Annotated in this window: 23 protein-coding genes; 8 read left to right on the forward strand and 15 right to left on the reverse strand. The window is 41.2% G+C overall.

All coding sequences use genetic code 11. The features are described from left to right. The first annotated feature begins 106 nt into the window (after positions 1 to 106). Complete coding sequence (locus tag FCL54_RS08630) at positions 107 to 1,297, forward strand: ornithine--oxo-acid transaminase (RefSeq protein ID WP_138125368.1); 1,191 nt, start codon at positions 107 to 109, stop codon at positions 1,295 to 1,297. A gap of 114 nt (positions 1,298 to 1,411) precedes the next feature. Here FCL54_RS08630 and FCL54_RS08635 read toward each other — a convergent pair whose 3' ends face one another. The 7 genes from FCL54_RS08635 to addB form a co-directional block, all read right to left on the reverse strand. Next, a complete protein-coding gene (locus FCL54_RS08635) occupies positions 1,412 to 2,839 on the reverse strand; it encodes an NAD-dependent succinate-semialdehyde dehydrogenase (RefSeq protein WP_138125370.1) in 1,428 nt (475 codons plus the stop codon). Positions 2,840 to 2,940: 101 nt separating this feature from the next. Beyond that, a complete protein-coding gene (locus FCL54_RS08640; protein ID WP_138125372.1) occupies positions 2,941 to 4,335 on the reverse strand; it encodes an FAD-binding oxidoreductase in 1,395 nt (464 codons plus the stop codon). An 18-nt stretch (positions 4,336 to 4,353) separates the two neighbouring features. After that, the gene (locus FCL54_RS08645) at positions 4,354 to 5,253 is read right to left on the reverse strand and encodes a fumarylacetoacetate hydrolase family protein (protein WP_138125374.1); all 900 of its coding nucleotides are present in this window, start codon (positions 5,251 to 5,253) and stop codon (positions 4,354 to 4,356) included. Between the two features lie 146 nt (positions 5,254 to 5,399). After that, a complete protein-coding gene (locus FCL54_RS08650; protein ID WP_171016751.1) occupies positions 5,400 to 6,581 on the reverse strand; it encodes an efflux RND transporter periplasmic adaptor subunit in 1,182 nt (393 codons plus the stop codon). A gap of 25 nt (positions 6,582 to 6,606) precedes the next feature. Further along, entirely contained in the window at positions 6,607 to 7,254 is a 648-nt protein-coding gene (locus tag FCL54_RS08655; RefSeq protein ID WP_138125378.1) for a hypothetical protein, read from the reverse strand. A 246-nt stretch (positions 7,255 to 7,500) separates the two neighbouring features. Continuing rightward, complete coding sequence (gene addA, locus FCL54_RS08660; protein ID WP_138125380.1) at positions 7,501 to 11,238, reverse strand: helicase-exonuclease AddAB subunit AddA; 3,738 nt, start codon at positions 11,236 to 11,238, stop codon at positions 7,501 to 7,503. Further along, entirely contained in the window at positions 11,231 to 14,737 is a 3,507-nt protein-coding gene (gene addB / locus FCL54_RS08665; protein ID WP_138125382.1) for a helicase-exonuclease AddAB subunit AddB, read from the reverse strand. The genes addA and addB overlap by 8 nt, the downstream gene beginning before the upstream one ends. A gap of 197 nt (positions 14,738 to 14,934) precedes the next feature. Here addB and FCL54_RS08670 point away from each other — a divergent pair, with 197 nt between their 5' ends. After that, positions 14,935 to 15,564, forward strand: coding sequence for a methanogen output domain 1-containing protein (locus tag FCL54_RS08670; RefSeq protein ID WP_138125384.1), 630 nt, complete (start codon positions 14,935 to 14,937; stop codon positions 15,562 to 15,564). Between the two features lie 56 nt (positions 15,565 to 15,620). On the opposite strand, the gene FCL54_RS08675 is transcribed toward FCL54_RS08670, so the two are convergent. Further along, a complete protein-coding gene (locus FCL54_RS08675) occupies positions 15,621 to 16,427 on the reverse strand; it encodes a GNAT family N-acetyltransferase (protein ID WP_138125386.1) in 807 nt (268 codons plus the stop codon). A gap of 176 nt (positions 16,428 to 16,603) precedes the next feature. Between FCL54_RS08675 and FCL54_RS08680 the strand changes: the two genes are divergently transcribed. Continuing rightward, positions 16,604 to 16,795, forward strand: a complete 192-nt coding sequence (locus FCL54_RS08680; protein ID WP_138125388.1) for a hypothetical protein — start codon at positions 16,604 to 16,606, stop codon at positions 16,793 to 16,795. Positions 16,796 to 16,877: 82 nt separating this feature from the next. Here FCL54_RS08680 and FCL54_RS08685 read toward each other — a convergent pair whose 3' ends face one another. Continuing rightward, on the reverse strand, positions 16,878 to 17,588 hold the full coding sequence (locus tag FCL54_RS08685) for a ZIP family metal transporter (RefSeq protein ID WP_171016752.1): 711 nt from the start codon (positions 17,586 to 17,588) through the stop codon (positions 16,878 to 16,880). A gap of 75 nt (positions 17,589 to 17,663) precedes the next feature. Next, complete coding sequence (locus FCL54_RS08690) at positions 17,664 to 18,116, reverse strand: hypothetical protein (RefSeq protein ID WP_138125392.1); 453 nt, start codon at positions 18,114 to 18,116, stop codon at positions 17,664 to 17,666. A 152-nt stretch (positions 18,117 to 18,268) separates the two neighbouring features. Between FCL54_RS08690 and FCL54_RS08695 the strand changes: the two genes are divergently transcribed. From FCL54_RS08695 to FCL54_RS08705, 3 genes are read left to right on the forward strand one after another with little or no spacing between them, the layout of a single operon-like run. Beyond that, positions 18,269 to 18,502: a spore coat associated protein CotJA gene (locus tag FCL54_RS08695; RefSeq protein ID WP_138125394.1), complete on the forward strand. Its 234-nt coding sequence runs from the start codon at positions 18,269 to 18,271 to the stop codon at positions 18,500 to 18,502. After that, positions 18,499 to 18,765, forward strand: coding sequence for a spore coat protein CotJB (locus FCL54_RS08700; RefSeq protein WP_138125396.1), 267 nt, complete (start codon positions 18,499 to 18,501; stop codon positions 18,763 to 18,765). Before FCL54_RS08695 ends, FCL54_RS08700 begins: the two co-directional genes overlap by 4 nt. A 41-nt stretch (positions 18,766 to 18,806) precedes the next feature. Beyond that, on the forward strand, positions 18,807 to 19,376 hold the full coding sequence (locus FCL54_RS08705; RefSeq protein WP_138125398.1) for a manganese catalase family protein: 570 nt from the start codon (positions 18,807 to 18,809) through the stop codon (positions 19,374 to 19,376). Positions 19,377 to 19,420: 44 nt separating this feature from the next. On the opposite strand, the gene FCL54_RS08710 is transcribed toward FCL54_RS08705, so the two are convergent. Together FCL54_RS08710 and FCL54_RS08715 are read right to left on the reverse strand one after the other, a co-directional pair. Continuing rightward, positions 19,421 to 20,029: a TVP38/TMEM64 family protein gene (locus FCL54_RS08710; protein ID WP_138125400.1), complete on the reverse strand. Its 609-nt coding sequence runs from the start codon at positions 20,027 to 20,029 to the stop codon at positions 19,421 to 19,423. A 161-nt stretch (positions 20,030 to 20,190) separates the two neighbouring features. After that, the gene (locus FCL54_RS08715; protein ID WP_246055180.1) at positions 20,191 to 20,646 is read right to left on the reverse strand and encodes a pyridoxamine 5'-phosphate oxidase family protein; all 456 of its coding nucleotides are present in this window, start codon (positions 20,644 to 20,646) and stop codon (positions 20,191 to 20,193) included. Between the two features lie 753 nt (positions 20,647 to 21,399). Here FCL54_RS08715 and FCL54_RS23925 point away from each other — a divergent pair. Together FCL54_RS23925 and FCL54_RS08720 are read left to right on the forward strand one after the other, a co-directional pair. Beyond that, positions 21,400 to 21,543, forward strand: coding sequence for a hypothetical protein (locus FCL54_RS23925; protein WP_171016753.1), 144 nt, complete (start codon positions 21,400 to 21,402; stop codon positions 21,541 to 21,543). 73 nt (positions 21,544 to 21,616) lie between these two features. Next, complete coding sequence (locus tag FCL54_RS08720) at positions 21,617 to 22,399, forward strand: undecaprenyl-diphosphate phosphatase (RefSeq protein WP_138125404.1); 783 nt, start codon at positions 21,617 to 21,619, stop codon at positions 22,397 to 22,399. A gap of 144 nt (positions 22,400 to 22,543) precedes the next feature. Here the strand turns inward: FCL54_RS08720 and FCL54_RS08725 are convergent, their stop codons facing one another. From FCL54_RS08725 to FCL54_RS08735, 3 genes are all read right to left on the reverse strand, one after another. Next, positions 22,544 to 23,056, reverse strand: a complete 513-nt coding sequence (locus FCL54_RS08725; protein ID WP_138125406.1) for a hypothetical protein — start codon at positions 23,054 to 23,056, stop codon at positions 22,544 to 22,546. A gap of 204 nt (positions 23,057 to 23,260) precedes the next feature. Next, positions 23,261 to 23,575 carry a hypothetical protein gene (locus FCL54_RS08730; protein WP_171016754.1) on the reverse strand — a complete coding sequence of 105 codons (315 nt, stop codon included), beginning with the start codon at positions 23,573 to 23,575 and terminating at the stop codon, positions 23,261 to 23,263. A gap of 5 nt (positions 23,576 to 23,580) precedes the next feature. Next, positions 23,581 to 23,745 (reverse strand): creatininase family protein, encoded by a 165-nt coding sequence (locus FCL54_RS08735; RefSeq protein ID WP_138125410.1) that lies wholly within the window; start codon positions 23,743 to 23,745, stop codon positions 23,581 to 23,583. Positions 23,746 to 23,861 lie beyond the last annotated feature (116 nt).

Genomic DNA, 23,861 nt, shown 5'->3' on the forward strand with positions numbered 1-23,861 from the left:
TGTTATTTAAGATAACTGATAAATTCTTTATTCAAATTGTAGGAAGTAAGCATTTTCATTGTTATAATGGTTAAGAATCGTTCAATTTACATAAAGGAGTGATAGAATGGTACGAACTAATGAGATTATCGATCAAACAGAAAAATACGGTGCAAAAAACTATCATCCACTGCCGATTGTTGTAACTAAGGCTGAAGGCGTCTGGGTTGAAGACCCTGAAGGCAACAAATACATGGATATGCTTAGCGCGTATTCCGCTGTTAACCAGGGCCACCGCCATCCTAAAATCATTGATGCGTTAAAAGACCAGGCTGACCGCGTTACCCTGACATCCAGAGCATTTCATAACGATCAGCTTGGACCGTGGTATGAAAAAGTTTCTAACATTACCAATAAAGATATGGTCCTGCCGATGAACACGGGTGCTGAAGCAGTTGAAACAGCTGTAAAAGCTATCCGCAGATGGGCTTATGAAGTAAAAGGCGTAGAAGAAAACAAGGCTGAAATCATTGCATGTGAAGGAAACTTCCATGGTCGTACCATGACTGCTGTTTCATTATCATCGGAAGAAGAGTACCAGCGGGGATTCGGTCCGATGCTTCCAGGCATCAAACTCATTCCTTATGGTGATGTGGATGCATTAAAAGAAGCGATCACACCGAATACAGCAGGGTTCTTGTTTGAGCCGATCCAGGGTGAAGCAGGAATCAATATTCCTCCTGAAGGATTTTTAAAAGAAGCATACGAAGTATGTAAAGAGAACAATGTTATCTATGCCGCAGATGAAATCCAGGCCGGCCTTGGCCGTTCTGGCAAAATGTTCGCATGCGATTGGGAAGATGTAGAACCGGACTTGTATATTCTTGGTAAAGCTCTGGGAGGAGGCGTATTCCCGATTTCCTGTGTTGCCGCAAATAAAGATATCCTCGGAGTATTTAATCCTGGCTCCCACGGTTCTACTTTTGGGGGCAACCCGCTTGCTTGTGCGGTTTCGATCGCATCTCTTGCTGTTATTCTTGAAGAGGACCTTGTTGAGCGTTCCTTAAAACTCGGTAATTACTTTCAAGAAAAGTTAAGGGAAATCGATAATCCAGCAGTTAAAGAAGTGCGAGGTAGAGGCCTGTTCATCGGAGTAGAACTGCACGAAGCGGCGAGGCCTTATTGTGAGCAGTTAAAAGAAAAAGGTTTATTATGCAAAGAAACACACGAAACGGTTATCCGATTTGCTCCTCCGCTTATTATTAGCGAAGAAGACCTTGATTGGGCGATCGAAAAGATTAAAGAAGTGCTTCAATAGGAATAACTAAATATCATTCTGTTAAAGAAGAGGTGCTATTTGCGCCTCTTCTTTTTGTTGATTTGAAAAAGGATCGATCCACTTTAGTGATCGATCCTTTTTTCTGTAAAGATTTTATTCTGTTCCGATCGAAACGTATTTCGTTTCAAGATAGTCTTCTAATCCTTCTTTACCGCCTTCTCGCCCGAGTCCGCTTTGCTTCATTCCGCCAAACGGTGCCTGTGCAGCTGAAGGAACCCCGTCATTCCAACCGATGATTCCGTAATCAAGTGCGTTAACTACTTTGTTTCCTTTTGAAACACTTTCAGTAAATACATATGCAGCTAAACCGAACGGTGTCTGGTTTGCATATTTGATGCCTTCATCTATGGAAGAAATTTTTTGGATCGGCGCAACCGGGCCAAATGTTTCTTCGTTCATGATAAGCATTGCCGGTTTAACACCTGTAAGAACGGTTGGTTTATAAAAATACGCTCCGTCCTTCTCATATCCTTCTCCCCCTGCAGCAATTTCCGCACCCTGGTTTTCCGCATTTCTTACATGCTTGTCGATTTTTTCAAAGCCGGCTTTGTTAATGATAGGACCGATCATCGTTCCTTCTTCCATGCCGTCTCCAACCTGCAGTTCTTTTGTCTTTTTAACAAACTTGTCCACGAATTCATCATGGATATCTTCATGTACATATACGCGATTCCCGCAAATGCAGGTCTGGCCGCCGTTTCGGAACTTAGAAGCCAGAACGCCATCTACAGCTTTATCAACATCTGCATCATCGAGTACTATAATCGGTGCGTGCCCGCCAAGTTCAAGCGAGATTTTCTTTACTGAATCGGCAGCCTGTTTCATCAGCAGTTTCCCAACTTGAGTCGACCCGGTAAAAGTGATCTTTCTGACATGCGGATTGCTTAACAGTTCTCCTCCTATTGCCTTTGGATCACCCGTGACCAGATTTACTACTCCTTTAGGAATCCCCGCTTCTTCACATAACTCTACAAGCTTAATCGCTGTTAATGGTGTTTCTTCTGGCGGTTTTACTACAAAGGTACAGCCTGCTGCAAGCGCAGGGCCGAGTTTTCTTGTAATCATAGCTGCAGGGAAGTTCCATGGTGTGATCGCGCCAACAACTCCAACTGGCTGCTTTCGAACTTCCATATGTTTCCCCTGTTTATGAGGGGGGATAATACGTCCATACATCCTTTTTCCCTCTTCCGCAAACCATTCCAGGTAGGAAGCAGCATACTGAACTTCTCCTTTTGATTCATGAAGCGGCTTACCCATTTCCTTTGTCATAATCTCTGCGACCTCATCTTCATTTTCAAGCAATAACCGGGTTAGCTTTTTTAAGTAATCAGCTCGATCGTAGGCTGTTAGCTGAGACCAGGAGTCGAACGCCCTGTATGCAGCGTCGATCGCTTTTCTCGTTTCTTTTTCCCCTGCCATCGGTACAGATCCGTACACTTCTCCCGTGGCTGGATTTCTCACCTCTAGCTTTTCAAGATCGCCGCCAGTCCATTCTCCATTGATATACATTTTCTTGTCCAATTAAACCCCTCCGTTCTTCAATAGATCACACTGTTTAACATCAAATTGAACTTCAACTCTCGTCTATTCCATTCCTTTTTTTTATTTGAATTAAACGCCCATCATAGATTATCATCGGCTGAAAAAATCTTTCCGGGATTCAAGATATTATTGGGATCCCATGCTTTTTTTATCCTCCTCATCATGTCGATCCCTGTTTCGCCGACTTCGTTTTTCAAAAAGGGGGATTTTAACATTCCGATGCCATGTTCCCCTGAAAGTGTTCCACCGAGTTCAAGAGCACTTTGAAAGATCTCTTTTACTGCAAGTTCTGCTCTTTCCAGTTGTCCAGCATCCTCCTTGTCCAATAACAAGTTGGGATGAAGGTTCCCATCGCCCGCATGTCCGAACACTACTAGCGGAACGTTATACTTTTCACCTATCGTTTTCAGCCTTTTAATCATTGCGGGAATCTGGCTTACTGGAACTGTGGCATCTTCCGAGAGCTTCCATGAACACAACGCTTTTATCGCAGGTGAAACAAGCTTCCTTGCCTTCCATAATCGATTTGATTCTGTTTCATTTTTCGCAACCGTTACACAACCCCCAAAATTTTCAAATATCAATGCAATTTCATCGATTTCCTTTTGTACGTTTTCACCTGTTCCGTCAACTTCCGCTAAAAGGAGAGCTTCAGCAAATACAGGTAGATCCATCGGTTCAAATTTTTCCACCGCCTTGATACATGCCTGGTCTATAAACTCAAGCTTTGAAGGCAAGAGACCATTTTGCAGGACTGCTGACACGGCGTTTCCTGCTAAGGTCATATCCTCAAACGTTGCAGAAAGGGTTCTTGTTTCTTTAGGGCGAGGAATAAGCTTAAGGGTAACTTGAGAGACAACGGCAAGAGTTCCCTCAGAGCCGGTGATCAAGCCTGTCAAATCATAACCGGTTACATTTTTCATCGTTTTCCCTCCGGTTTTCATTACTTTGCCCTCCGGCGTTACGATTTCCAGCCCAAGGACATAGTCTCCCGTAACGCCATATTTTAATCCCCGGGGACCGCCAGCATTCTCTGCGACGTTTCCAGCTATTGTGGCTATATCGAGGCTGCTCGGATCTGGAGGATACATCAAGCCATGTTTACTTGCTGCCTTATCAATATCTGCAGTGATAACACCAGGAGAAGCAACAGCTATCAGATTATTTGGATCAATTTCAAGTGTTGATGTCCATTTAGTAGAATCCATTATGATACCCTCTACAACCGGCACAGGCCCTCCGCTTAAAGAAGTCCCCCGTCCTCTTGGAAAAACTGGGGTCTTATATTGGTTCGCTAACAAAAGAATTTCGGAAGCTTCTTTTGTTGTTATAGGAAAAACAACTGCAAGCGGTGTCGTTCCCTCTGAAGAATAATCACTCTTGAACGGAACAAGCGACTCATGGTCAACAATGACTCTGGAGGCATCTTTTACAATTCGATGAAGTTGTTCGATTAAGCTTTGTGTGTTCGCCATCTCTTTGCCCCCTCTCTTTTACTTAACGGTATTGACCAGTGTTCCCAACCCTTCGATCGTAATTTCCACCCGATCACCTGGTTTAAGGAACCGCGGTGGCTTAAAGCCTTTCCCAACTCCAGACGGTGTACCAGTAGCAATAATATCTCCCGGTTCGAGCGTCATTGCCTGTGAAATCACTTCAAGGAGTTCAGGAATATCAAAAATAAAGTCTTTTGTATTTCCGTTCTGTCTTACTTCCCCATTTACACGTGTAACGATGGAAAGGTTATGCGGATCGTTAACAGCGCTTTTATGTAGAATCACCGGTCCCATCGGACAGGAAGTATCCAAACTCTTCCCCATAAAAAATTGTTTGTGTCGCTTTTGTAGATCTCTTGCACTCACATCATTGATTATCGTATATCCGAATACGTAATCCAGTGCGTTCTCTTTGCTTATCGCTCTTCCTTTTTTACCGATGACGACAGCTAATTCCCCCTCATAATCGAGCTGTGTTGTTACGTTAGGATGGGAATAGATCGATTCATGAGTTGCTATTACGCATGTCGGCGGTTTTGTAAAGATGATAGGGAAATCAGGAATATCAGCTTCACTTCCCATTTCGATAGCATGCGCAGCGTAGTTTTTCCCAACACAAAATATATTTTTAATAGGTTTTGGAATAGGAGATCGGAGGATTATCTCATCCATCGAATAACGAAACTGCCCAAAATTTATCTTTGATGATCTCATTTCTCTAATGAATTCTTCTGATTTCTCCCCATAAAGGGAAATCCATTCTTGAAGATTCGCTGGGTTCGTTTCTTCGCTTCTAAAATCCGCTATCTTTTTAAGGTCATAAACATAACCATCTTCTTCGCTAAATATGACTCCAAAGGACTCTCTTCCATCTAGTGTAAAGCTGGTAAACTTCATTTCCATTATCCTTTCGTTGTTTGGAATAGGTTGCAAAACATTTGGCATTTACAGGTTAAAATAATCCTGTATTTTATTTTATCAGAAAATTTTAAAAAACACAGAAAAACCACAGTCCCTATAGCTCTAGAAACTGTGGTCATGATTCAAGTGGTGATTTTCTTTTTCTTTTCCTTTTCTTGCTTCTCTGGTTTTAACAGCTCTACTAATTCTGGAGACGGGTTTCGCACCACTTTTTCTCCTGCTTTTAAGCCATTAACGATTTCGACTAACTCTTTCTTTTGCTGGCCAATCGTAACCGCACGCATTTCGATTCCTTTTTTTGTTTTTGCCAAAACAAATTGTTCTTGCCCTTTTATAACCAGTGCATCGCTGGTGATGACCGGCGCATTCTCGTTTACTTTTACGGCAACATCAAGCGATACGTGATAGCCATTTTTTAACTGCATGTCTTCATTTTCTAGATCAACAACAAAAGAGTAGTACGTTTTTCCGTCTTCAGAAGCGTATTCTTCCTTTGATACCGGAAAGTCGCTTATGCTGCTCACTGCGCCTTTCCATCGCTTTGAAGGAATAACGCTTGTCATCATCTCTACCGGCTGGCCATCTTCGAGAAGTTCGAGTTCATACTCAGAAATGAAACCCTTGATCTGGTGTTCCGAGGAAACAATGTGAACGACCGGTTCTTGTGCACCGTCCGTATTGTTTCCTGGATTTTTGTTTACTTCCGTTATGATCCCGGCCGTTTCACTTGTTACAATTAATTCTTTGTCCTTTTCTTCTATTAGATCGATTTGCTGTTTTGCTTGTTCTATTTTAAGTTCTGTTAATCGCTTTTCATATTCAGCTTCTTCTATTTTTCTTTCAAGCTCAAATTCAAGTGATTGGTTTTGCTGATTTTCTTCTTCAGTCGCACTCATATCATAATCAACTTCATCGAGCTGATTTTCATAATTGCCAATCAAATCTTCCTGCTGATCTGCTTCTACTTCCAACCGATCTATCTCAGCATTTAATTGCTCTATCCTATCTTCATATTCTTCATTTTCATAACGAAACAACTCCGTCCCTACAGTAACTTGCTGGCCTTCTTGAACATTCATTTCAGCGATAGGGCCAAGTTTTTCATTCTGGTAAACATTCTCTTCCTGGGCCGGGATGACGATCCCTTCAGCCGGAACAATTTCTTTGAACGTTTCCTGCTTCACTTTTAAGGTTTCAAGTTCTTCTTCTGTTTCTATTTTTTCGTTTAATAAATAACTGTTCAAACTGATAAAAGCTATTATAAATACCGCTGTTACAGTTAATACAATCCATTTTGCTTTCAATTCATATGCCCCCATTTTCCAATGATCAGAGTGCCTGGAATCCTGCATAGACTAATAATGCAGCTAACGTTAAACCGACGATCGATAAAACAGTATAAACGTTCGAACGCTTTGCTGCATTTTTCAAAGCAAAAAATTGAACGATCCATATCCAACCTAAAAATATTGTTATAGAATACAAGAAAGATAATATAAAAGATTGATTCGTAATTAGGTCAGCAAGCACTCCCAGACTGAAAGGCGAATAGTCATTCGGAACATGGAGCGCCGCAATAAACGGAAGCTGCAAACATGCTGCGATTAAAAACACGACATAAGTATATGTATGTAAAACAAACAACTTTTTAAATCCTACCTCCTGAAAAAAAGGCCAATATAAGATTGCACCAACTGCAATAGCGATAAGTGGAATGATTATTCCCGTTATCCCGCCTGTAATAAATTCAGTAAGCAAAACATTTGTTTGATTACCTTCAGATAAATAGCTGTATTCGGGTAATGTACCCGCAAATTGGACATTCAGTACTGCTGTTACAGCCCACACTATTGAACTTACCGCCAACAAGACGATGAATCTCCAGATAAATCCCCTCTCCCGCGTTTCTTTTTTAAATGTTTGGAAATGCCGGGTAGGCTTTGTTATGCCATAAAAAAATCGTACACCGTGAGACATGCTGTATCCTCCTTAACCTGTCACAGAAAAGCAATTTGCTTCTCAATCTCCTAAACTATATTTTTACATAAAGTACTCTATTTTGACAGAGCCAAACGTATTTTCTTTACATTTTTTTCATGTTCTTTTATTATTTTTTTCCCCTGACTTCTCTTCCAAATACGTACTATTTAGGAAAATCATCCATAAAGAAAAGACTGGTTGAGAACGAGCATCACCAAACGGTTCCCTCCAGTCTTTTGCTTTTTATATTGTAATAGCTGTTTCACTATCAAAATAATAAACGATTTTTTCCTTGCATGGTTTTTTCCATATTTGCTGTACCGCACTTGCATAAAGGTCAAGCTGGACACGATACCTTTCCCTCATTACCTTATCCGCATGCTCTTCCGTTGTAAACCGGCCGGAAATATTATCTGTTTTATAATCTATTAACACAAGGCCGTCTTCTTCCTCTAGAATGCAATCGATCACACCCTGAAGCAGAACTGTTTCGTTATCGCCTTTCCAGTCGGTATTGGCCCAATCAGCAGGGACCCCAAGGCTGAAAGGGATCTCTTTATGGATTTTCTTGGCGTCCAGTACTCTGCTACCGAGATCGGAGTGAAAGAATGCGAGCACTTTTCCTCTTTCAATCGCTTCTGCTTGCTCTCTTGTTAAAAGCTCTTTTTGTTCCAGCATGGTGATTTGTTCTTCGAGCATTTCCGAAGTTACATCCTTTTTGCCAACTAAATGCTGCATGACAATATGCATTGCCGTTCCTTTTTCAGCAGGTGTAAGGCTTTTGCTCTGGAGAAACTTCGGCCTCTCGGCGATGGGTTTCTGAAATTGCTTAATGAACTCTTTATCGCTTCTTTCATCATCAAAAATCTCTTTTTGCCGTTTGATCTCCGTTACTGTTTGTTTTGACATGCGGCTAACCGCAGAAGAATGAGGATATTGCCACTTTAATTGCCGATTGATTTGCTCTTCCCACTCTCCACTGACATGAACAGGCTCTTGATTGCGAATCAATGATAAAATAGCTTCTTCCTGCTTTTCAGCCTCGCCCTCAATTTGACTGAATTCGCCAGCTTCAAATTGTTCGAACTTCCAAGTGGAAGGATGCTGATAAATATCTTCCACAATTGTTTCAGGAACAGAATAACGTTCTCTTAACGGTTTCAAATCGCGATGGCGAATAAGTGACGGCCCGATCCAATCCAGGTACGATTTGCTTTTCGCACGTTCATAATCCGGTAAAATCCACTTTTCTTCACCTGCTGATTCAAGCCACTTTTGAACCTCTTTTTCAAAATCATTAACCGTTCCGACCAAATAGAGTTTTTCACGAGAACGGGTTAAAGCGACATACAACACCCTCATTTCTTCTGCGATCAATTCCATCTTCATGCGTTTCTGAATGGTAACCAGCGGAAGAGTAGGGTAACTGATTCGCTGGATAGGATCAATATATTTCGTCCCAAAACCGATTTCCTTATGCAGCAGGAACTTATCGTTCAAGTCGCGCATATTAAATTGTTTCGATATACCGGCTAAGAAAACGACAGGAAACTCTAATCCCTTGCTTTTGTGAATCGTCATCAGACGTACAACATCTTCCTGTTCACCGAGTGCTCTCGCTGTTCCAAGATCACCGCCCTGCTCTTGCATTCGCTCAATGAATCGCAAAAATCTGAACAGGCCCCTGAAGCTCGTCGATTCGTACTGTCTCGCACGGTCATACAGTGCACGGAGGTTTGCCTGCCTTTGGATTCCTCCTGGCAATCCTCCAACAAAATCAAAATATTTCGTTTCTCGATACAATTGCCAGATTAAATCTGATAATGCCCCTTCCCTTGCCCTGGCACGCCATTCGTTTAAAACGTTCACGAACTTTCCAAGCTTTTGATTTAACTCGTTGTCTGAAGTTGTTTCTGCCAGGAAGTGCTTGAGCGCCTGGAAGTAGCTTGCCTTCTTATCATGAATGCGAATCCGGGCAAGCTCTTCTTCAGACAGTCCAACGATAGGGGAACGAAGGACAGCTGCAAGCGGAATATCTTGATATGGATTATCGATGACTTTTAATAACGACATCATGACGGAAACCTCTGTAGCATCAAAATAACCGGTTGATAATTCTGCATATGAAGGTATTCCCGCCTGCTTTAGCTCTTCTAAGATCGTCGGTGCCCAGCTGGAAGTGGCACGAAGCAATATGACGATATCCCTGTATTCAATCGGGCGCATGTATCCGCCTTTTTTATCAAATACCTTTGTCCTTGTTCCTCCGTCCTTCCCCAACAATCCTTTGATTTTCTTAGCCAACAACCGGGCTTCAAGCTGCACTTTTTCTAGTTCAGCTCCTTCTTGCTCTTCTTCATCGTCATCAGCTGGCGTTCTGTTAATAAGAAGCAGTTCTGCTTCGGTTCCGTCCGCATGCGGATATTCCGTCCCCTGAACAAGCTCAGCGTCCCTGTCATACTCAATCTCGCCGACATCCTCGTTCATTATCTGTTTAAACACAAAATTTGTTCCGTCAAGCACTTCACTTCTGCTTCGGAAATTTTTAGCAAGATCGATTCTTTTTCCCCCGATCTCACCAGCTTTTGTAAACATTTTATATTTCATTAAAAACAGTCCCGGTTCAGCAAGCCGGAAGCGGTAGATGCTTTGTTTGACATCCCCTACCATAAACAGGTTGCCACTATCCTCTTCGCTTTCAGAAACAAGCTTTAAAATAGTTTCCTGTACAAGGTTCGTATCCTGGTATTCATCCACAAGTACTTCTACAAATTGCTTTCGAAAATCCGAGGCTGCATCAGACGGAACCGGATTTTCCTGTACGGCTTTTTCGTCAAGAAGCACCGCAAGGCAATAATGTTCCAGATCCGCATAATCTACAAGCCCCTTTTCCTGTTTTTTGCTCTGGTACTTTAATCCGAATTCTTTTACAAGCGATACAAGGGTTCGAATGACAGGCGATAGGGCCTTGAGGTCTTCAAGATACTCCTCCGGCTCTCTTTCGAATAAGTCTTCTTTTAAAGAACCAAGCGATTTCTTCACGCTGTCTCGAATCACTTTCACTTGATCGATGTAACGTGATTCATATTGGTCGCCTTTACATGATTTTAAGCGACCGAACTTAACACCCTTGAACGCTTCGTATAGCTTTTCCCATGATTGTTCTGCAGCTTGTAACAAGAGTCTGACCATCGTAAGCTCTTCCTCCAGGTTTTGAAGGTATGGCTCGGGTCCGCCTGGTTTATATGCAATTTCGATCGCTTTTTCATACATCGTTTCAAAGCCTTTAAGCTGGCGCTTTACATCCCCGATAATTTCCGAAATCCAGGAAAGATTTTCGAAGTCCCCGGTATCATCATATTTTGAGGCCATTTCATCCAGCCAGGAATTTGGCCACGGATGGCTTCTTGAAAAGTTATATAGTTTTTCAACTAATAGTTGAAGGTCAACATCACTTCTGTCAGTGCTGTATCGATCAACTAAGTCAAAAAACTTTTCATTGTCTTCCTGGCTATAGTTTTCTTCAAAAAGTTCCTCGAGTGCTTCCTCCCTCAACAAAGAAGCTTCTGTATCATCGGCAACACGAAATCCAGGATCTAGATCAACTTTGTAATAATAGCGCCGGAGTACTTCCATACAAAAAGAATGCAGTGTTGAAATAGATGCTCTATTAATTAAAGAAAGCTGCCGCCTCAAATAGACGGAGGAAGGCTGTTCTTTCAATTGTTTTTCGAGTGCATCACCGATTCTTTTTCTCATTTCAGCTGCGGCTGCATTCGTGAACGTCACGATAAGGAGGCGATCTACCTCAGCCGGGTCTGATTCATCCGTTATCCTTCTTATGATCCGTTCCACTAGCACGGCAGTTTTTCCGGAACCCGCTGCGGCTGCAACAAGGATATCCTGGTTTCTCGAAGCGATCGCTTCCCATTGTTCATCAGTCCAGGTAGACCCTTCAGGTTTTTTTAATAAATCATTCACCGATTAGTCCTCCTTTCTCCAAAATCTTCTGCAAATACACGTCATCGCTCGCAGCTGGCAGCTGTCTAAAACGGTTATCTTCCATCGCCTGGTCGAACTGGCAAATCGACCTGAACGAACAATACATACATGGCGTGTTTTCTTTTAATTTATATGGTGATATCTCGATGATTCCATCTGAAATATTAGTGCCAACTTTTTCAATGGTATTTCTTGTATACTGTCTGACAGCTTCAAATTGATCCCGGGAAATGACAGATGAATTTTTATAGAAAGAGCCGTCCTTTTTCAATCCTGCCGGGATAATGTCAGAACGGCCAGAAAAGATATCTTCATCCATGAGCGCAGCTGCTTCTTTGTCCGCTAAAAGCATTCCCTTCATTTTAAATCGTTTGAACAACTCACGGTCAATTTCGCTTCCCGGCAATGCCATTTTTGATTGCAGCATCGGATTATGGACATGGAAGTATAATACTCCAGCAGGCAGGGCTTCTTTTCCAAGCCACTGTTTTGAATAAGTCACCACAACATCCAGATACGTGAGCATTTGCAGCGCCAGGCCAAAGTATACTTCAGCAAGATTAAGCGACTTACCGCTTGATTTATAATCGATGACTCTTAATAATAACCCATTATCTGTCAACGCCCGGTCGACGCGGTCGATCCTTCCTATCAATTCTAGCTTGCTGCCGTTTTTTAAGTTAAGTTGGATAGGAGGAATCTCTGCCCCCGGACCAAAGCCCAGTTCAAGTCCAATCGGTGAAAACCCGCTCTTTCTCGCCTGCTGCCCAAGTACAGAAGAAGCTCGCCCAACCACCTGTTTTAACTTTCTTGTTAAATAGTAGTGGCGGTTAGAGCTTAACAGAATCTCATTCTGCAGCCTCGGAGCAAGATGGGTCACTGCTCTGTCCGCTAGTTCCTGGAGCTGCTTAGGCGACAGTTTGCCCCAGTCCAACTGATGCTGTCGAATATGTTCTGATACAAGCTTCAATGCCGAATGGAAAAGCTGGCCGATATCAGGCGCTTCCAGTTTAAACATCTGGCGTTCTTTCAGCTTTAAACCATGTGAAACAAACTGTGAAAACGCACATGCTTGATAACGCTCCATTCGGGATACACTGGCCTTAATCGTTGAGCCATAAAGCTCACGGCTTGTTTCAGGCTGCAGTTTCGCGGCGATATTCCGATAAAATAAGCTGTGGATGATCCTCCCGCTTTCAGGATGCGATTCAGCATTTTCCACAAACCAGTTATAAACATCCCACCACAACTCATGAATGCTGTAACCCCTTTTCCACTGGCGGAGCCTGCCAGTAAGGGCAGAGAATGCCTGTGCTGGATTTGCCGCAAACAACCATTCTATCCCTTCATCTTCTCCAGGGTCAGCAAATAACAGCTTTTCTTGGAGTGTCGGAAACAAATCTTTTATCCTATTTACCACCATAGAAGGCTGAAGTCCTTTTCCTTCCTCATCAGCAAGAGGATAACTGATCCATAAACGCTCAGAAGATGTTGCGAGGGCATTGTAAATCAAGAACTGTTCATCGAGCAGTTTACGTTTCAATGTAGGTGCAAGCACGGCGCCCTTATCTTCCATCCATTCTCTCTCTTGTTCTGAAAGGATCCCTTCTTCTGCCATCCTTGAAGGGATCACTCCATCATTAACACCAAGAAGAAAGCCGCATTTGACGTTTGAAAAACGGGTCCTATCCAGACTGCCGATTAAAACCTGATCAAGCGCAGGAGGAACGAGCCCAAACTTCATGCTCTCCAATCCAGCTTCCACTACTTTAACAAACATATCGAAAGGAAGACTCTCCTCCCCGATGATTTCTACAAGCTCGTCGATCATTTGGATAACTGCTCGCCATACCTGGTCGTGTTCTCTCGCTTTTGCAAGGTTTCCGTTCTTTTCCGCGCTGGTTCTTAAACGCTCGATTTTTTCCGGAACATCCAACCCTTCTAATAAGTAATAGAGCGCTTCACTCATTTGTCGTGCGTTCTTTGCTTTTTTTATTTTCCTTTCAAACGAATAAAGGGGAGCAACGATTACTTCCCGCATATCATTTATGACCTTCTGCTTTTCCTTCTGTTCGTCTGTTGTTTCCGGTTCTTCATCTTCAAGCTGTCTGAACTGGCGGTACTCCCACTGTTCGTCCTTTTTCCATCTATGACCTTTAATTCCGTATGCAAGGACATAATTTTCAAGTTCATCCATTTTTTCCCGATACTCTTCTCTGGATACTCCCTCATCGAGCGGAAATAGCAGTTCAGTCTTGGCACATCGGAACACCGCTTCATATCTCCAGTTATAAAGAACGGTATCAAGACTCGACCTTATAAGCTCAATCACAGGGTGATACAGCATGGAGCGTTTTTCATCGGCAAAATAAGGAATGTTATAGTCATTAAAAACAGTTTCGATTAAGTCATAGTAGCTTCCCATGTTTCGGACCATGACTGCTATGTCACGGAACCGAACGTTTTTGTCGCGCACTAAATGGATAATTTCCCTCGCTGCCGCTTCTACTTCCGCTCGCCTATTCACAGAACTGTGCAGCTTGATTTGATTAACAGGTTCATTAAAAGAAGACGCTGGCCTTGCAAAATAATTCTGTTCAAGGTGTGAAAGCTCAGCTGCACTAAATCTTTTTGATGGCCCACTGAGCGTTACTGGTTCTTCATATGGAACATTAAGTTCGTTTGCTAGATCGATCAATTTACAATATGTGCTTCCCGCTTCATGAAACAGGTCGAGTTCATGGGGGAGCTGTTCGTACACATGCTCCATCGTAAGGCATATCGTCACTTTCTTTGCGTGTTTTAATAGAGAAGAAAGCACTAAATACTCCTGAGGGGTAAAGCTATGAAAACCATCGATAACTATTTCAGCCTCGCGTATGTATTCTGAATCCAATATCCGTTCAGACAAAAGTTTCAAATAATCCTCTGAATCAACATACCTGCCTATCATCGCCTGTTCAAAATCCTGATAGATTAGTTGAAGATCATGCAATTTGTCTTTTAAGATCCCTCTTCCGGTATCATTATCCTCTCCTATTCCACGTAATAGCTGATCGAGCCTGCCAGATTCCAGACAGTATCTCTTAAACTCTGTTATCATGTCATTCAACTGATCGACAAAGCCAGTTTTATTCGAGGAACGCTGAAATACTTTCAAGTCCTGCTTTCTTTTCTCAATAACGTTTCTAAGCATCATGCTTGTCCCGGTTGAACTAAGGTGAAGACGAGCCAATCCGCCTGTTTCCTGGAGAATTTTCCACGCAAGCCTTGTAAAGCTAAATACCTGTGAACGGATCATGCCTTCAATCCCAGGTGTATCGATCAGCTCATATTCGGATTGAAAAGTCATTTGTTCGGGAACTAAATATATAATAGGATCTCCCATTGGGTCTTCTTTCAACTGCGTTCTGATATGATTTAAGCAATGCGTTGTTTTACCTGCTCCTGCTCTTCCTATTACAAAATGAAGCGCCAACAACACCACCCCCGGTCTATTTTTGCTGTTTTCTATTATCGCATGAATTTCATTAAATTAACAGAGTGTGTAGAAAGTACGTTCGTATCATTTTTACCATTTTTAAACAATCCAGTAGCTTTTCTTGCAATAATCTTTAAAATTCGCCGTGAATTTTGTAATATAGTAATATATTAAACTTTTTGGGAGGAAAATCGATGGCTAATACCTCTCTCACAGGACATTTGTTTTTAGCTAAGCTGATTACACAATACGCTCATCTTCATAAACGAGCAATCGGAGATACAGCCAGTGAATATATAAAACAGCTAGGACTTCGAACTGGTGAATGGGTCGAAAGCTTTTATGACGATCAAACAAAATGGACGATCGAAAAGTATGCAGAAACAATAGTAGACTTAAAAAACTCTATCGGCGGTGAATTTGAAATTATTTCCGTCAATAATGAACAAGTTGTTGTAAAAGCTACATCCTGCCCATTCGGTAAAGTTGTCCAGGATGCACCGCATTTGTGCAATATGACTTCAAGTGTGTTCGGCGGGATTGCTGCAAGAAGGTTCGGATACGGAAAAGTGAATTTACGCAAACGGATTGCAAAAGGGGATCCCATTTGCGAGGTAGCGGTCCATTTAAATCCGGCCAGCGAAGAAAAAGGAGACATTTATAAGGGTCTACCGGTCACACCAGAGAACGGAGACCCGTTTAACTGGGAGGAAGAAACGATCCTGCGCCTGAATGAAGAGCTTCAAAAAAGCGATAAAATGATAATGGCGTTGCTGGAAGAGTTGCAAGAACTAAGGGGCCAGGTGAATAAAAGCAAGGTGTAATCCATAAGAGAGGGCGATTGTTGTCGCCCTCTCTTACTAATATTCAACACAAAAAATTATTTTAGTCCAGCTGGCTGTTTTATTGTATTCATGCTCCATTTCCCTATATCTGAAAAACCAAGCCGTTTATAAATCTTTCCAGCTTCTGGATTGTCATAGAAAAGGCACAGTACCTTTCCTTCTCCCAATACTTCCCTGCATAAACGAGTCATGCATTTTGTAGCGAGCCCTTTTTTCCGGTAGTTATCAAGTGTTCCTACAGCAACGACCATCGCTGAAATGGTATTTTCTGCAGTGGTAGATGCCCCGGAAACAATTTCATGATTGTCTTCAATAAAAAAAGTGCGGGCTGCATTCTTTGACATCACCTGGTACAGGCTTTCCCTGGCATTTTCTGCAGAATTATTAAAGATTTTTTTCCTGAACGAGAGTATGCGATCGATATCCTCGAGTGATGCTTTTTTCACATCATCGGCCTCCATACCATCAAGCTGATGAACATCCCTGCACTCCGAAAAATAGGTTTCGCGCTTTTCTTCTATCCAATCGCCAACATACCTGTCAAAACGGTCGACAATTTCCGTTTTCCCTGAGATCATTCGAATAGTTGAATCTCTTTTCATAATTTCAGCAAAGCCTTTGGCATCAAACTCTCCTGTACCATAAGGAATATAATTTTGATAAAACCTCAATAACACACCTCGAAGCTCATTATTAACATCAAAGTCTCCCCATATCTGTTGGAACTCAGTATCATAGCCAAACGCTTCAATATCACCGATGATAAAAAGATTGATCGAAGGTTCTTGCTTTAAAAAGCGAATACACCGTTCATGGTCTTTTTCGGTCAGTTGACGAATCACATTCTCTCTCCCTCTCCTGTTGTTGGTAAATTGATACTATTTTACCACCAGGAGACGCCGTGTCAATATATTTTTCAACCTTTAAAATGATATAGAACACACTATTCCTTTTATGACCTATATTTTTCGGGTAAAGCATTTATATAGTGACTACTAAAAAAAGGAGTTATGTTCATATGGGATTAGCAGGCTTTAGAACAAAGTTGAATAAGATTACAAGGGATTGGACCGAGCTTGTTCATATTTATGAGCAAATGGATGAACGCGAAAAAACGTTTGTCCATGAAAACTATCCGTTTATGTTAGGCGTACATGAAATGAAAAACAGGTTATCTGAGTGGAACAATCAAGTTTCAAAAGATGAATGAGGAAGCACAAAATGTGCTTCTTTTTTATATCCCCCCAAAAGTCTTGCCAGCGTTTTTTTAAAGAAGGTAACGCTCACATTACTTATAAAAATTGGTAATACGCCCAGGGCAATGCTATACCGCTTGTGAAAATAGCCAAAAAGGATAATAATGAAACTTTACTGGTAGCAGGCCAGATCATATCCTTTAAAGCAGTCGCTAAAATCATTCCAAAAGAGATGCCTCCTAATAATGCAAACAAACCTATGATATTTCCGGAGATCGTCCCTGTTGAAAAACCGATGAATGTTCCCAATCCCACCACTGCAGCTAGAATAAGACCCGCCAGGAACGCCTTCCGGTTGTTATTCATCAGAAGGTTCATAACAAACCCTTCCGGAAGATGATGAAACAGCACCATCAAAAGCAAAGCACCTGCCAATCCTGCGTTTGCTCCGATCTGTGCTCCTATCGCCAATCCCATCGGAAAATTATGGGCTGCAAGAGCAAGAATATAAAGAAACACCGGGGAAACATGTGAACTTCCTTCCCTCTTCCTTTCATTGGTATGGCGATGGAACAGAAAATAGCCTGCTGCACCAGCGATTAAACCTCCCTTAACCATTAAAGGATTCGCTGAATGGATCAGATGGGGCAAGAACCCAAAAAGGATTAAACCGATCAAAAAGCACCCGCAGAACAAGTTTGCCCTGTGGATTGAAATAGGCAAGTTGCCTTTTAATATCGTTCCTAACAAATAACCTAACCAACCGGCAAGCGTTATCACTGCCGCAAGAGGCAACCCTGTAGACAACATAATCCCCCCCATCCTGTCCATACATCATTTTTATTAGGAAATAGCGGGGATAGAACAAGGAAAGAATAACTATCAGCCATCTATATCATCAAGATAACGTTCAAGGAGTCCGGTAGTTAATAAAGGGCATGCAATCTGTGAGCAGTCTACTTTTGTGAGCAAATTCATTTGCATGGTTCGATAATCAGATAACAACCTGGACATAACATTTATACCTTTCTGCGTGATATGCCAGCTTTCACCCACTTTATAAACCTCTCCCCTTTTTTCCATCTTTTTCAGAGCTCTTTGAATGGCCATGTGATCAAATTTTAGAAGCTTCTCCATGGAATTCGTGTCAATTCCATCAATTATGTTTGATTTTGAACTGCCGATCACCTGTTTTTCAGTAAAATCAAACAAAACCCATAAAATAAGATGTTGCTCTATCTGGCTTCTCTTTCTATTCTTCATAAATAATATACGAAATAACAGAATTGCCGCAACGGCGAGCATTCCTGCCAGTAACGCTAACCAATTGATCATCACATATCCCGCCTCTGCTTTTTTATAGACTATGAAAGCCTATAGAAAAGTTTCAAAGGTTTGATTAACCGGCATGTTTTTTTTATAACTGGCATAAAAACATAGTGGCGGGATTTTTTGTTTTCGTTTTTATTTATAAGGAGGTTTTTCGAATGTCTTCAAACATGAAATATTGGCATCCTTATATCAGTCCGTTCGATCCATGCCCTCCTGTTCGTGTCAAGAGGTATAACACACCTCCAAACCTTTATATGGGTTTTCAGCCTTATGGACTGGAACAGTTCTCTCCAAGGGAAGCGCTTCACAGAGGAACGTTATGGCCTGCTTTGTTCAGCCCGTATGAGAGTCCTGTTGAAGCGAATATGAAAAAGGGGATGAGAGAATGAGCCACAAACAATTGCCACCAGAGTTTTATCAGCTCATGGAAGATCTTCAGGCGGTTGACTTTGTGCTTGTGGAACTCACCCTGTATCTCGATACACACCCAAACGATATGGATGCTATTAAACAGTTCAATGAATTTGCGAAAAAAAGAAAGCGGCTAAAAAAGCAGATCGAGCAAATTTATGGCCCTCTACAGCAATTCGGTAACAGTTATGTAGGGTATCCCTGGAACTGGGATGATACTCCCTGGCCGTGGCAGATCTAAACAATTGAAAGAAACGATATCTAATAGGGAGGCGTCATCCCATGTGGTATTATGAAAAAAAGCTGCAGTATCCCGTTAAAGTGAGCACATGTAATCCTACGCTCGCCAAGTTTTTGATCGAGCAATATGGCGGTGCGGATGGAGAACTCGCGGCAGCCCTTCGCTACTTAAACCAGCGTTATACAATTCCCGATAGAGTAATCGGATTGTTAACAGATATCGGAACAGAAGAATTCGCCCATCTTGAAATGATCGCTACGATGGTTTATAAGCTTACAAAGGATGCAACTGCCGAACAGATGAAAGCTGCCGGCCTTGGAGGCCACTATGCAAATCACGATAAAGCACTCTTTTATCACAATGCAGCCGGTTCACCCTGGACGGCAACTTATATTCAAGCAAAAGGCGATCCGATCGCGGACTTGTATGAAGATATCGCAGCTGAGGAAAAAGCGAGAGCAACGTATCAATGGATTATCAATATGTCAGATGATCCAGATTTAAACGACGGATTAAAATTCTTGCGCGAAAGAGAAGTTGTTCATTCCCAGCGTTTCCGTGAAGCGGTTGAGATCTTAAAAGAAGAACAGGGCAAAAAGAAGTTTTTCTAGATCATAAAAAGGGACTTTCTCAATAAAAATGAGAGAGTCCTTTTTCACATCATCTTTTGATGCTTCTGGTTTAATTTAACCTCAAGGTACTTGCCTCCTCCCCATAGAACGAGGATAGCAAGTCCAATAAGCACAAGTTCAATCGGCTTTTGAATTAAAGATAGAAAGTCATGGCCAATAAAGGAAACGATCGCGATCATAACCATTTTCCCAAGCACAACGGCAAGTATGAAGCTTTTTACACTCATTCTGGATAAGCCTGCGACTACATTTATAAAAGCGGAGGGTGTAAAAGGAAAACACAACAGTAAAAATACCATTCCAAAGCCATGCCGTTCCACCCAGTTCAAGCTTTTCTGGATTTTTTCATGCCTGGCAATGAATTTCATTAATCTTTGCTGGGCCAGACGCCTGACAACAAGGAAAACAAGTAGAGCACCCAGGGTTGCACCGATCCACGAGAATAAAAAGCCGAGCCAGAATCCGTAAGCTGCCGCATTGCCTGCGACAAACAAAAACAACGGTAGAATAGGCAAAAGTGCTTCAAGCATTGGGAGAAAGATACCAGGGAGCGGCCCTAAAGCACGATATTGCTCCAGCAAGTCCAATATATTTTCCTTTGTAAGAATTTCCTTTATTATTTCTAAGTCCATAAAATCATTCCCTGCCTCGTCGCTCCTTATTTCCCCTTTACTTTCATTTTACCCTACAATCTATAATATTTAAGCATTTAATGGAAAAGACTTTTGTTTGTTTGACAGATTAAAGAAATTTTTAACAATAAGAAAACAGGGCGCTTTCACACCCTGTTCCCTTATTTCATCAAAGCATTATACACTTCTTCATCAAGTTCCTTTGCTTTTTCTGGATTATACGTTTTTTCATATTCTGGTTCCTGCGTGATTTTTGCCCCCCAGAACATGCTCTCAAACACTTGCTCTACTTCCACTTCGATCTTTGCAAGCTTTAATGAAACACCTTCCATCGGTGACTCCAGGATCGAAGCATTTCCCTGTATCGAATATACCGTTTCAAGTCCAATCAGGTTCAAAACCACACCAGGATTTGCTTTAATATTTTCAATGATCCGTGAGTTCGTTGTAACTGAAAACCTTATTTTTTTCTCGTTTAAACTTTTCACCCAGGATATGGCATTCACATTTGGTACTGCAACATCATGGCCCACTGTGGCTATTAGTACCAGCTTTTCCCCTTCTAAATAAGAAGAAAGCTCATCAGTTAATGCTGTAATTTGTTCTTTTTTAGCCAATACGATCCTTCCTTTCCAATCATCCTTACTAAATGGTATTGCTATGTATGCAAAAACGTTATTTACAGACTATCACGAAATATAGTTTTAAATAAACTATCTGCACTCCGCTGGCTTTTTAAAAAGCCTTTTTATAGCATGGGTTTTGTACACAAAAAAAATCCGCACTCTGGTTTGGAGTGCGGCAAAGGGGGAAAATCACTTTAAACTTTAGGGGGGTTTAGTAGAGGTATTCCCCATATTGGAAGGTTGAAACCTAAAAATGAAAATTTTTCCTAAAAAGTTTTTGCTATTTAATATTTTTGTTTCCAACTATCAATAAAAAAGGTATGATAGGAAAAATCACTAATTTGAAGGAGACTATACCAGTATGAAGCATGGCGTCCTCTGGTTTCTTATTGTATCTCTGGTATTCTCATTTTTAATATTTGATTCTGTTTTACTCGATGACAAAAGCGACTATCACCAGGATTCATCATACACCCTTTCAGATAATTTATTGGTGCATCCAGCTTCTCTTTCAAATCCTTTATTTAGAGCTGGCATCAAAGAAAAGTTCTTATATATTGTTTTTATCTTTCCATTGGTAGTTAAGACGTTGTTGAAAAACTCACCGGATATATCACGAAGTTCTAACTGTTCTTATTTATATTTAAAAATAAGAGCAACACACCTTCGTCCGCTTAAATTTAAAAGTACTTTTTGGAATTCTCCTTTAACGCACCCATATTAAAATTTAAAGGAGAAGGAAAAATGGGAAATCAAACCGAAAAAGACCCTCTTAAAAAGTACGGAAGCGGAAAAGGTGCACTAGGCGGATTATTCCTGGGAATCTTTTTGATGGCCGCTGTATTCATAATCGTTCATTATGTGTTTAAACTCCCTATCTTTTCTTAAAAATCCCAATCAGGTTCTAAGATTGTCCTAAAAAAATAAATATACATTAAACAGGAATAAAGGGAGTATGGTTATGGATTGGATTCAAGCAATGATTTTGGGGATCATTCAGGGCCTTACAGAGTTTTTGCCGATTAGCAGTACCGGCCACCTCTACCTTGGAAGAAACCTTTTCGGGCTCAATGAAGCCGGTTTATTTCTAGACACGATGCTACACCTTGGCACATTAATCGCTGTTTGCCTCATTTACCGTGAAGAAATTGTTACTGTCATCAAGAATCCATTTGGGCATCTCAGTCTGGTTGTGATCGCAGGAACATTGCCGACAGTTGTAATCGCTTTGTTATTTGAAGATTTTTTTGAAAAGCTTTCAGAAACCGGGGCTACCCTGGGATGGGAGTTCCTAGTGACCGGTGCAATCCTATGGTTTGCTGACAGCGTGAAAAACCTTGGAAATAAAAAGCTGGATGATATTACTTTTACCGACGCCCTGTTGATCGGGACCTTTCAGGGAGCAGCGATTTTGCCTGCAATCTCACGTTCTGGAATCACTATTGCTGCTGCTTTATTCCGTGGCATTGATAAAAGTACAGCTGCTTACTTTTCGTTTTTCTTGTCGATTCCGGCAATTGCAGGTGCAATCTTTTTTCAAAGCACAAAACTAGTAAGCGGAACGATCGAATCTGTTTCAGTAGAAATGCTTATAATCGCAACACTCGCTTCAGGTATCTGTGGTTACATTGCGGTTAAGTGGATGATTTCCATTTTAAAAAGAGGCAGTTTAAAAATATTTTCTTATTATGTCTGGGCAGTTGGAGTGGTTATCTTGCTTGGACAGTTCACCGGCCGTTTTTAATTAATGGAAAATCGATGAACGGCGATCTCTCATAAGGAAGACGGTAAAGCTTGTTGCGCTATACGATAAACAAAAAAAGAAGGCATCAGTTGCCTTCTTTTTCATATGAAATATTAAGTGTTTCTTTGTAATTTCGAGAAAGTATTACTTTACTTCTACCGGAATGCTGTAATGCCAGGTCTCCAGTTCATCTCCAAGGCCTAAGAACACATCGACCTCTATTTGGTATTCCCCTTTTCCTAAGCTGTCCGTTTCCTTTACTGGAGCTTCAAACACATCATCTTTCTCAACCGGCTTGTTCACTTCTTTTCCTCCGGATGGATAATATTCAAGTGTTTTGTTTGACTTTGATTCAATGATCTTTACATCATACATTTCCTCAGAATAAGTGAACTGTGCAGGATTTTCTCCTGTATAATTAGCTTTTGCCTGGATATTCACTTTATTTTCTTCCGTCAAATGTACTTCTAATAAAACGTTATATGGCCCCGAATGCTGCGATTCAGCAGTAGATACTACTTTAGGATTATTTGGAGTTAAAATGTACTCACTAGTACTCATCGTTCCACCACTGGTAAATATCCCGATCGCTCCAGCAATTACAATAAAAACAAAAACCCCGATTACAATATTGTTTTGTGTGAAAATTTTCTTCAAAATCGTCATCCTTCCATTGTTCTTCAATCTTTCCTATTATATCATCAGAATGAAGAACAAAGAAGGACATTAGGTGACAGGAAACCTTTAAAAAAGGAGAACTTTTATGGACTACGTGTTCCAGCTATTGACCGGAATTGGTTTTGTTTTCATTTTTCTCGTTGGCATCTACTTAATCGATGTGATTAAAAGAAGAAAATAAACTCAGGCTTCCGGGCCAGCTATGTACCTAAGCCCGGGCAGAGGGTCCAGTACCGTTGCATCCGGAACTTTTTTTACCACATCATTCGGCGTCTCATCGAGCAACTCCACAATCTCCTCTTGATTCGGATCCATTCCCTGAGTATGCAAGAAATCCATAATTTCTTGCACGGTTGCGCCGGTTTCTCCGATATTTCTTAAATATGCTAATATTTCTTCTTTCATTTTACTCACCCCAAAAGTTTTATTTTCTATCCCTTTCCCTTTTTCATTTGAATTTAATCTGTCAAGCATAAAAAAGCATGGTCGGATTACCATACTCCTCATATCTCTTTTATATAAAGAATTATTTCATAGAGTTCAGCAATTAGAGTATCATGATGCAAAGGCAAAAAAGGACCGAATTGTTCAGTTGCTCCTACAGAAATGACGACAGTATCGATATTACTATCCCTGAGTTCAGCAGTCGTATTTGTATAATCCATCATCTTTCATTTCCTTCTTCCTTTAGTTTGAATAACAATATAAATGAATTTTTGGTAAGATAAGTTTAGCATAAGGAAAACCTTGAAATCTCATAAACTTTTGATTAACTTAAAACTAT

Origin of the sequence: Exobacillus caeni (genome assembly GCF_005747095.1) — a bacterium.
Taxonomy (GTDB): Bacteria; Bacillota; Bacilli; order Bacillales; family Guptibacillaceae; genus Exobacillus; species Exobacillus caeni.

Coding starts and splice junctions, on each gene's coding strand:
- FCL54_RS08655 (WP_138125378.1), bottom strand. CDS start 7,254: ATGTCTCACGGTGTACGATTTTTTTATGGCATAACAAAGCCTACCCGG.
- FCL54_RS08710 (WP_138125400.1), bottom strand. CDS start 20,029: ATGGACTTAGAAATAATAAAGGAAATTCTTACAAAGGAAAATATATTG.
- FCL54_RS23925 (WP_171016753.1), top strand. CDS start 21,400: ATGGGAAATCAAACCGAAAAAGACCCTCTTAAAAAGTACGGAAGCGGA.
- FCL54_RS08695 (WP_138125394.1), top strand. CDS start 18,269: ATGTCTTCAAACATGAAATATTGGCATCCTTATATCAGTCCGTTCGAT.
- FCL54_RS08730 (WP_171016754.1), bottom strand. CDS start 23,575: ATGGTAATCCGACCATGCTTTTTTATGCTTGACAGATTAAATTCAAAT.
- FCL54_RS08720 (WP_138125404.1), top strand. CDS start 21,617: ATGGATTGGATTCAAGCAATGATTTTGGGGATCATTCAGGGCCTTACA.
- FCL54_RS08680 (WP_138125388.1), top strand. CDS start 16,604: ATGGGATTAGCAGGCTTTAGAACAAAGTTGAATAAGATTACAAGGGAT.
- FCL54_RS08690 (WP_138125392.1), bottom strand. CDS start 18,116: ATGATCAATTGGTTAGCGTTACTGGCAGGAATGCTCGCCGTTGCGGCA.
- FCL54_RS08640 (WP_138125372.1), bottom strand. CDS start 4,335: ATGGCGAACACACAAAGCTTAATCGAACAACTTCATCGAATTGTAAAA.
- FCL54_RS08735 (WP_138125410.1), bottom strand. CDS start 23,745: ATGATGGATTATACAAATACGACTGCTGAACTCAGGGATAGTAATATC.
- FCL54_RS08645 (WP_138125374.1), bottom strand. CDS start 5,253: ATGAAGTTTACCAGCTTTACACTAGATGGAAGAGAGTCCTTTGGAGTC.
- FCL54_RS08630 (WP_138125368.1), top strand. CDS start 107: ATGGTACGAACTAATGAGATTATCGATCAAACAGAAAAATACGGTGCA.
- FCL54_RS08670 (WP_138125384.1), top strand. CDS start 14,935: ATGGCTAATACCTCTCTCACAGGACATTTGTTTTTAGCTAAGCTGATT.
- FCL54_RS08700 (WP_138125396.1), top strand. CDS start 18,499: ATGAGCCACAAACAATTGCCACCAGAGTTTTATCAGCTCATGGAAGAT.
- FCL54_RS08705 (WP_138125398.1), top strand. CDS start 18,807: ATGTGGTATTATGAAAAAAAGCTGCAGTATCCCGTTAAAGTGAGCACA.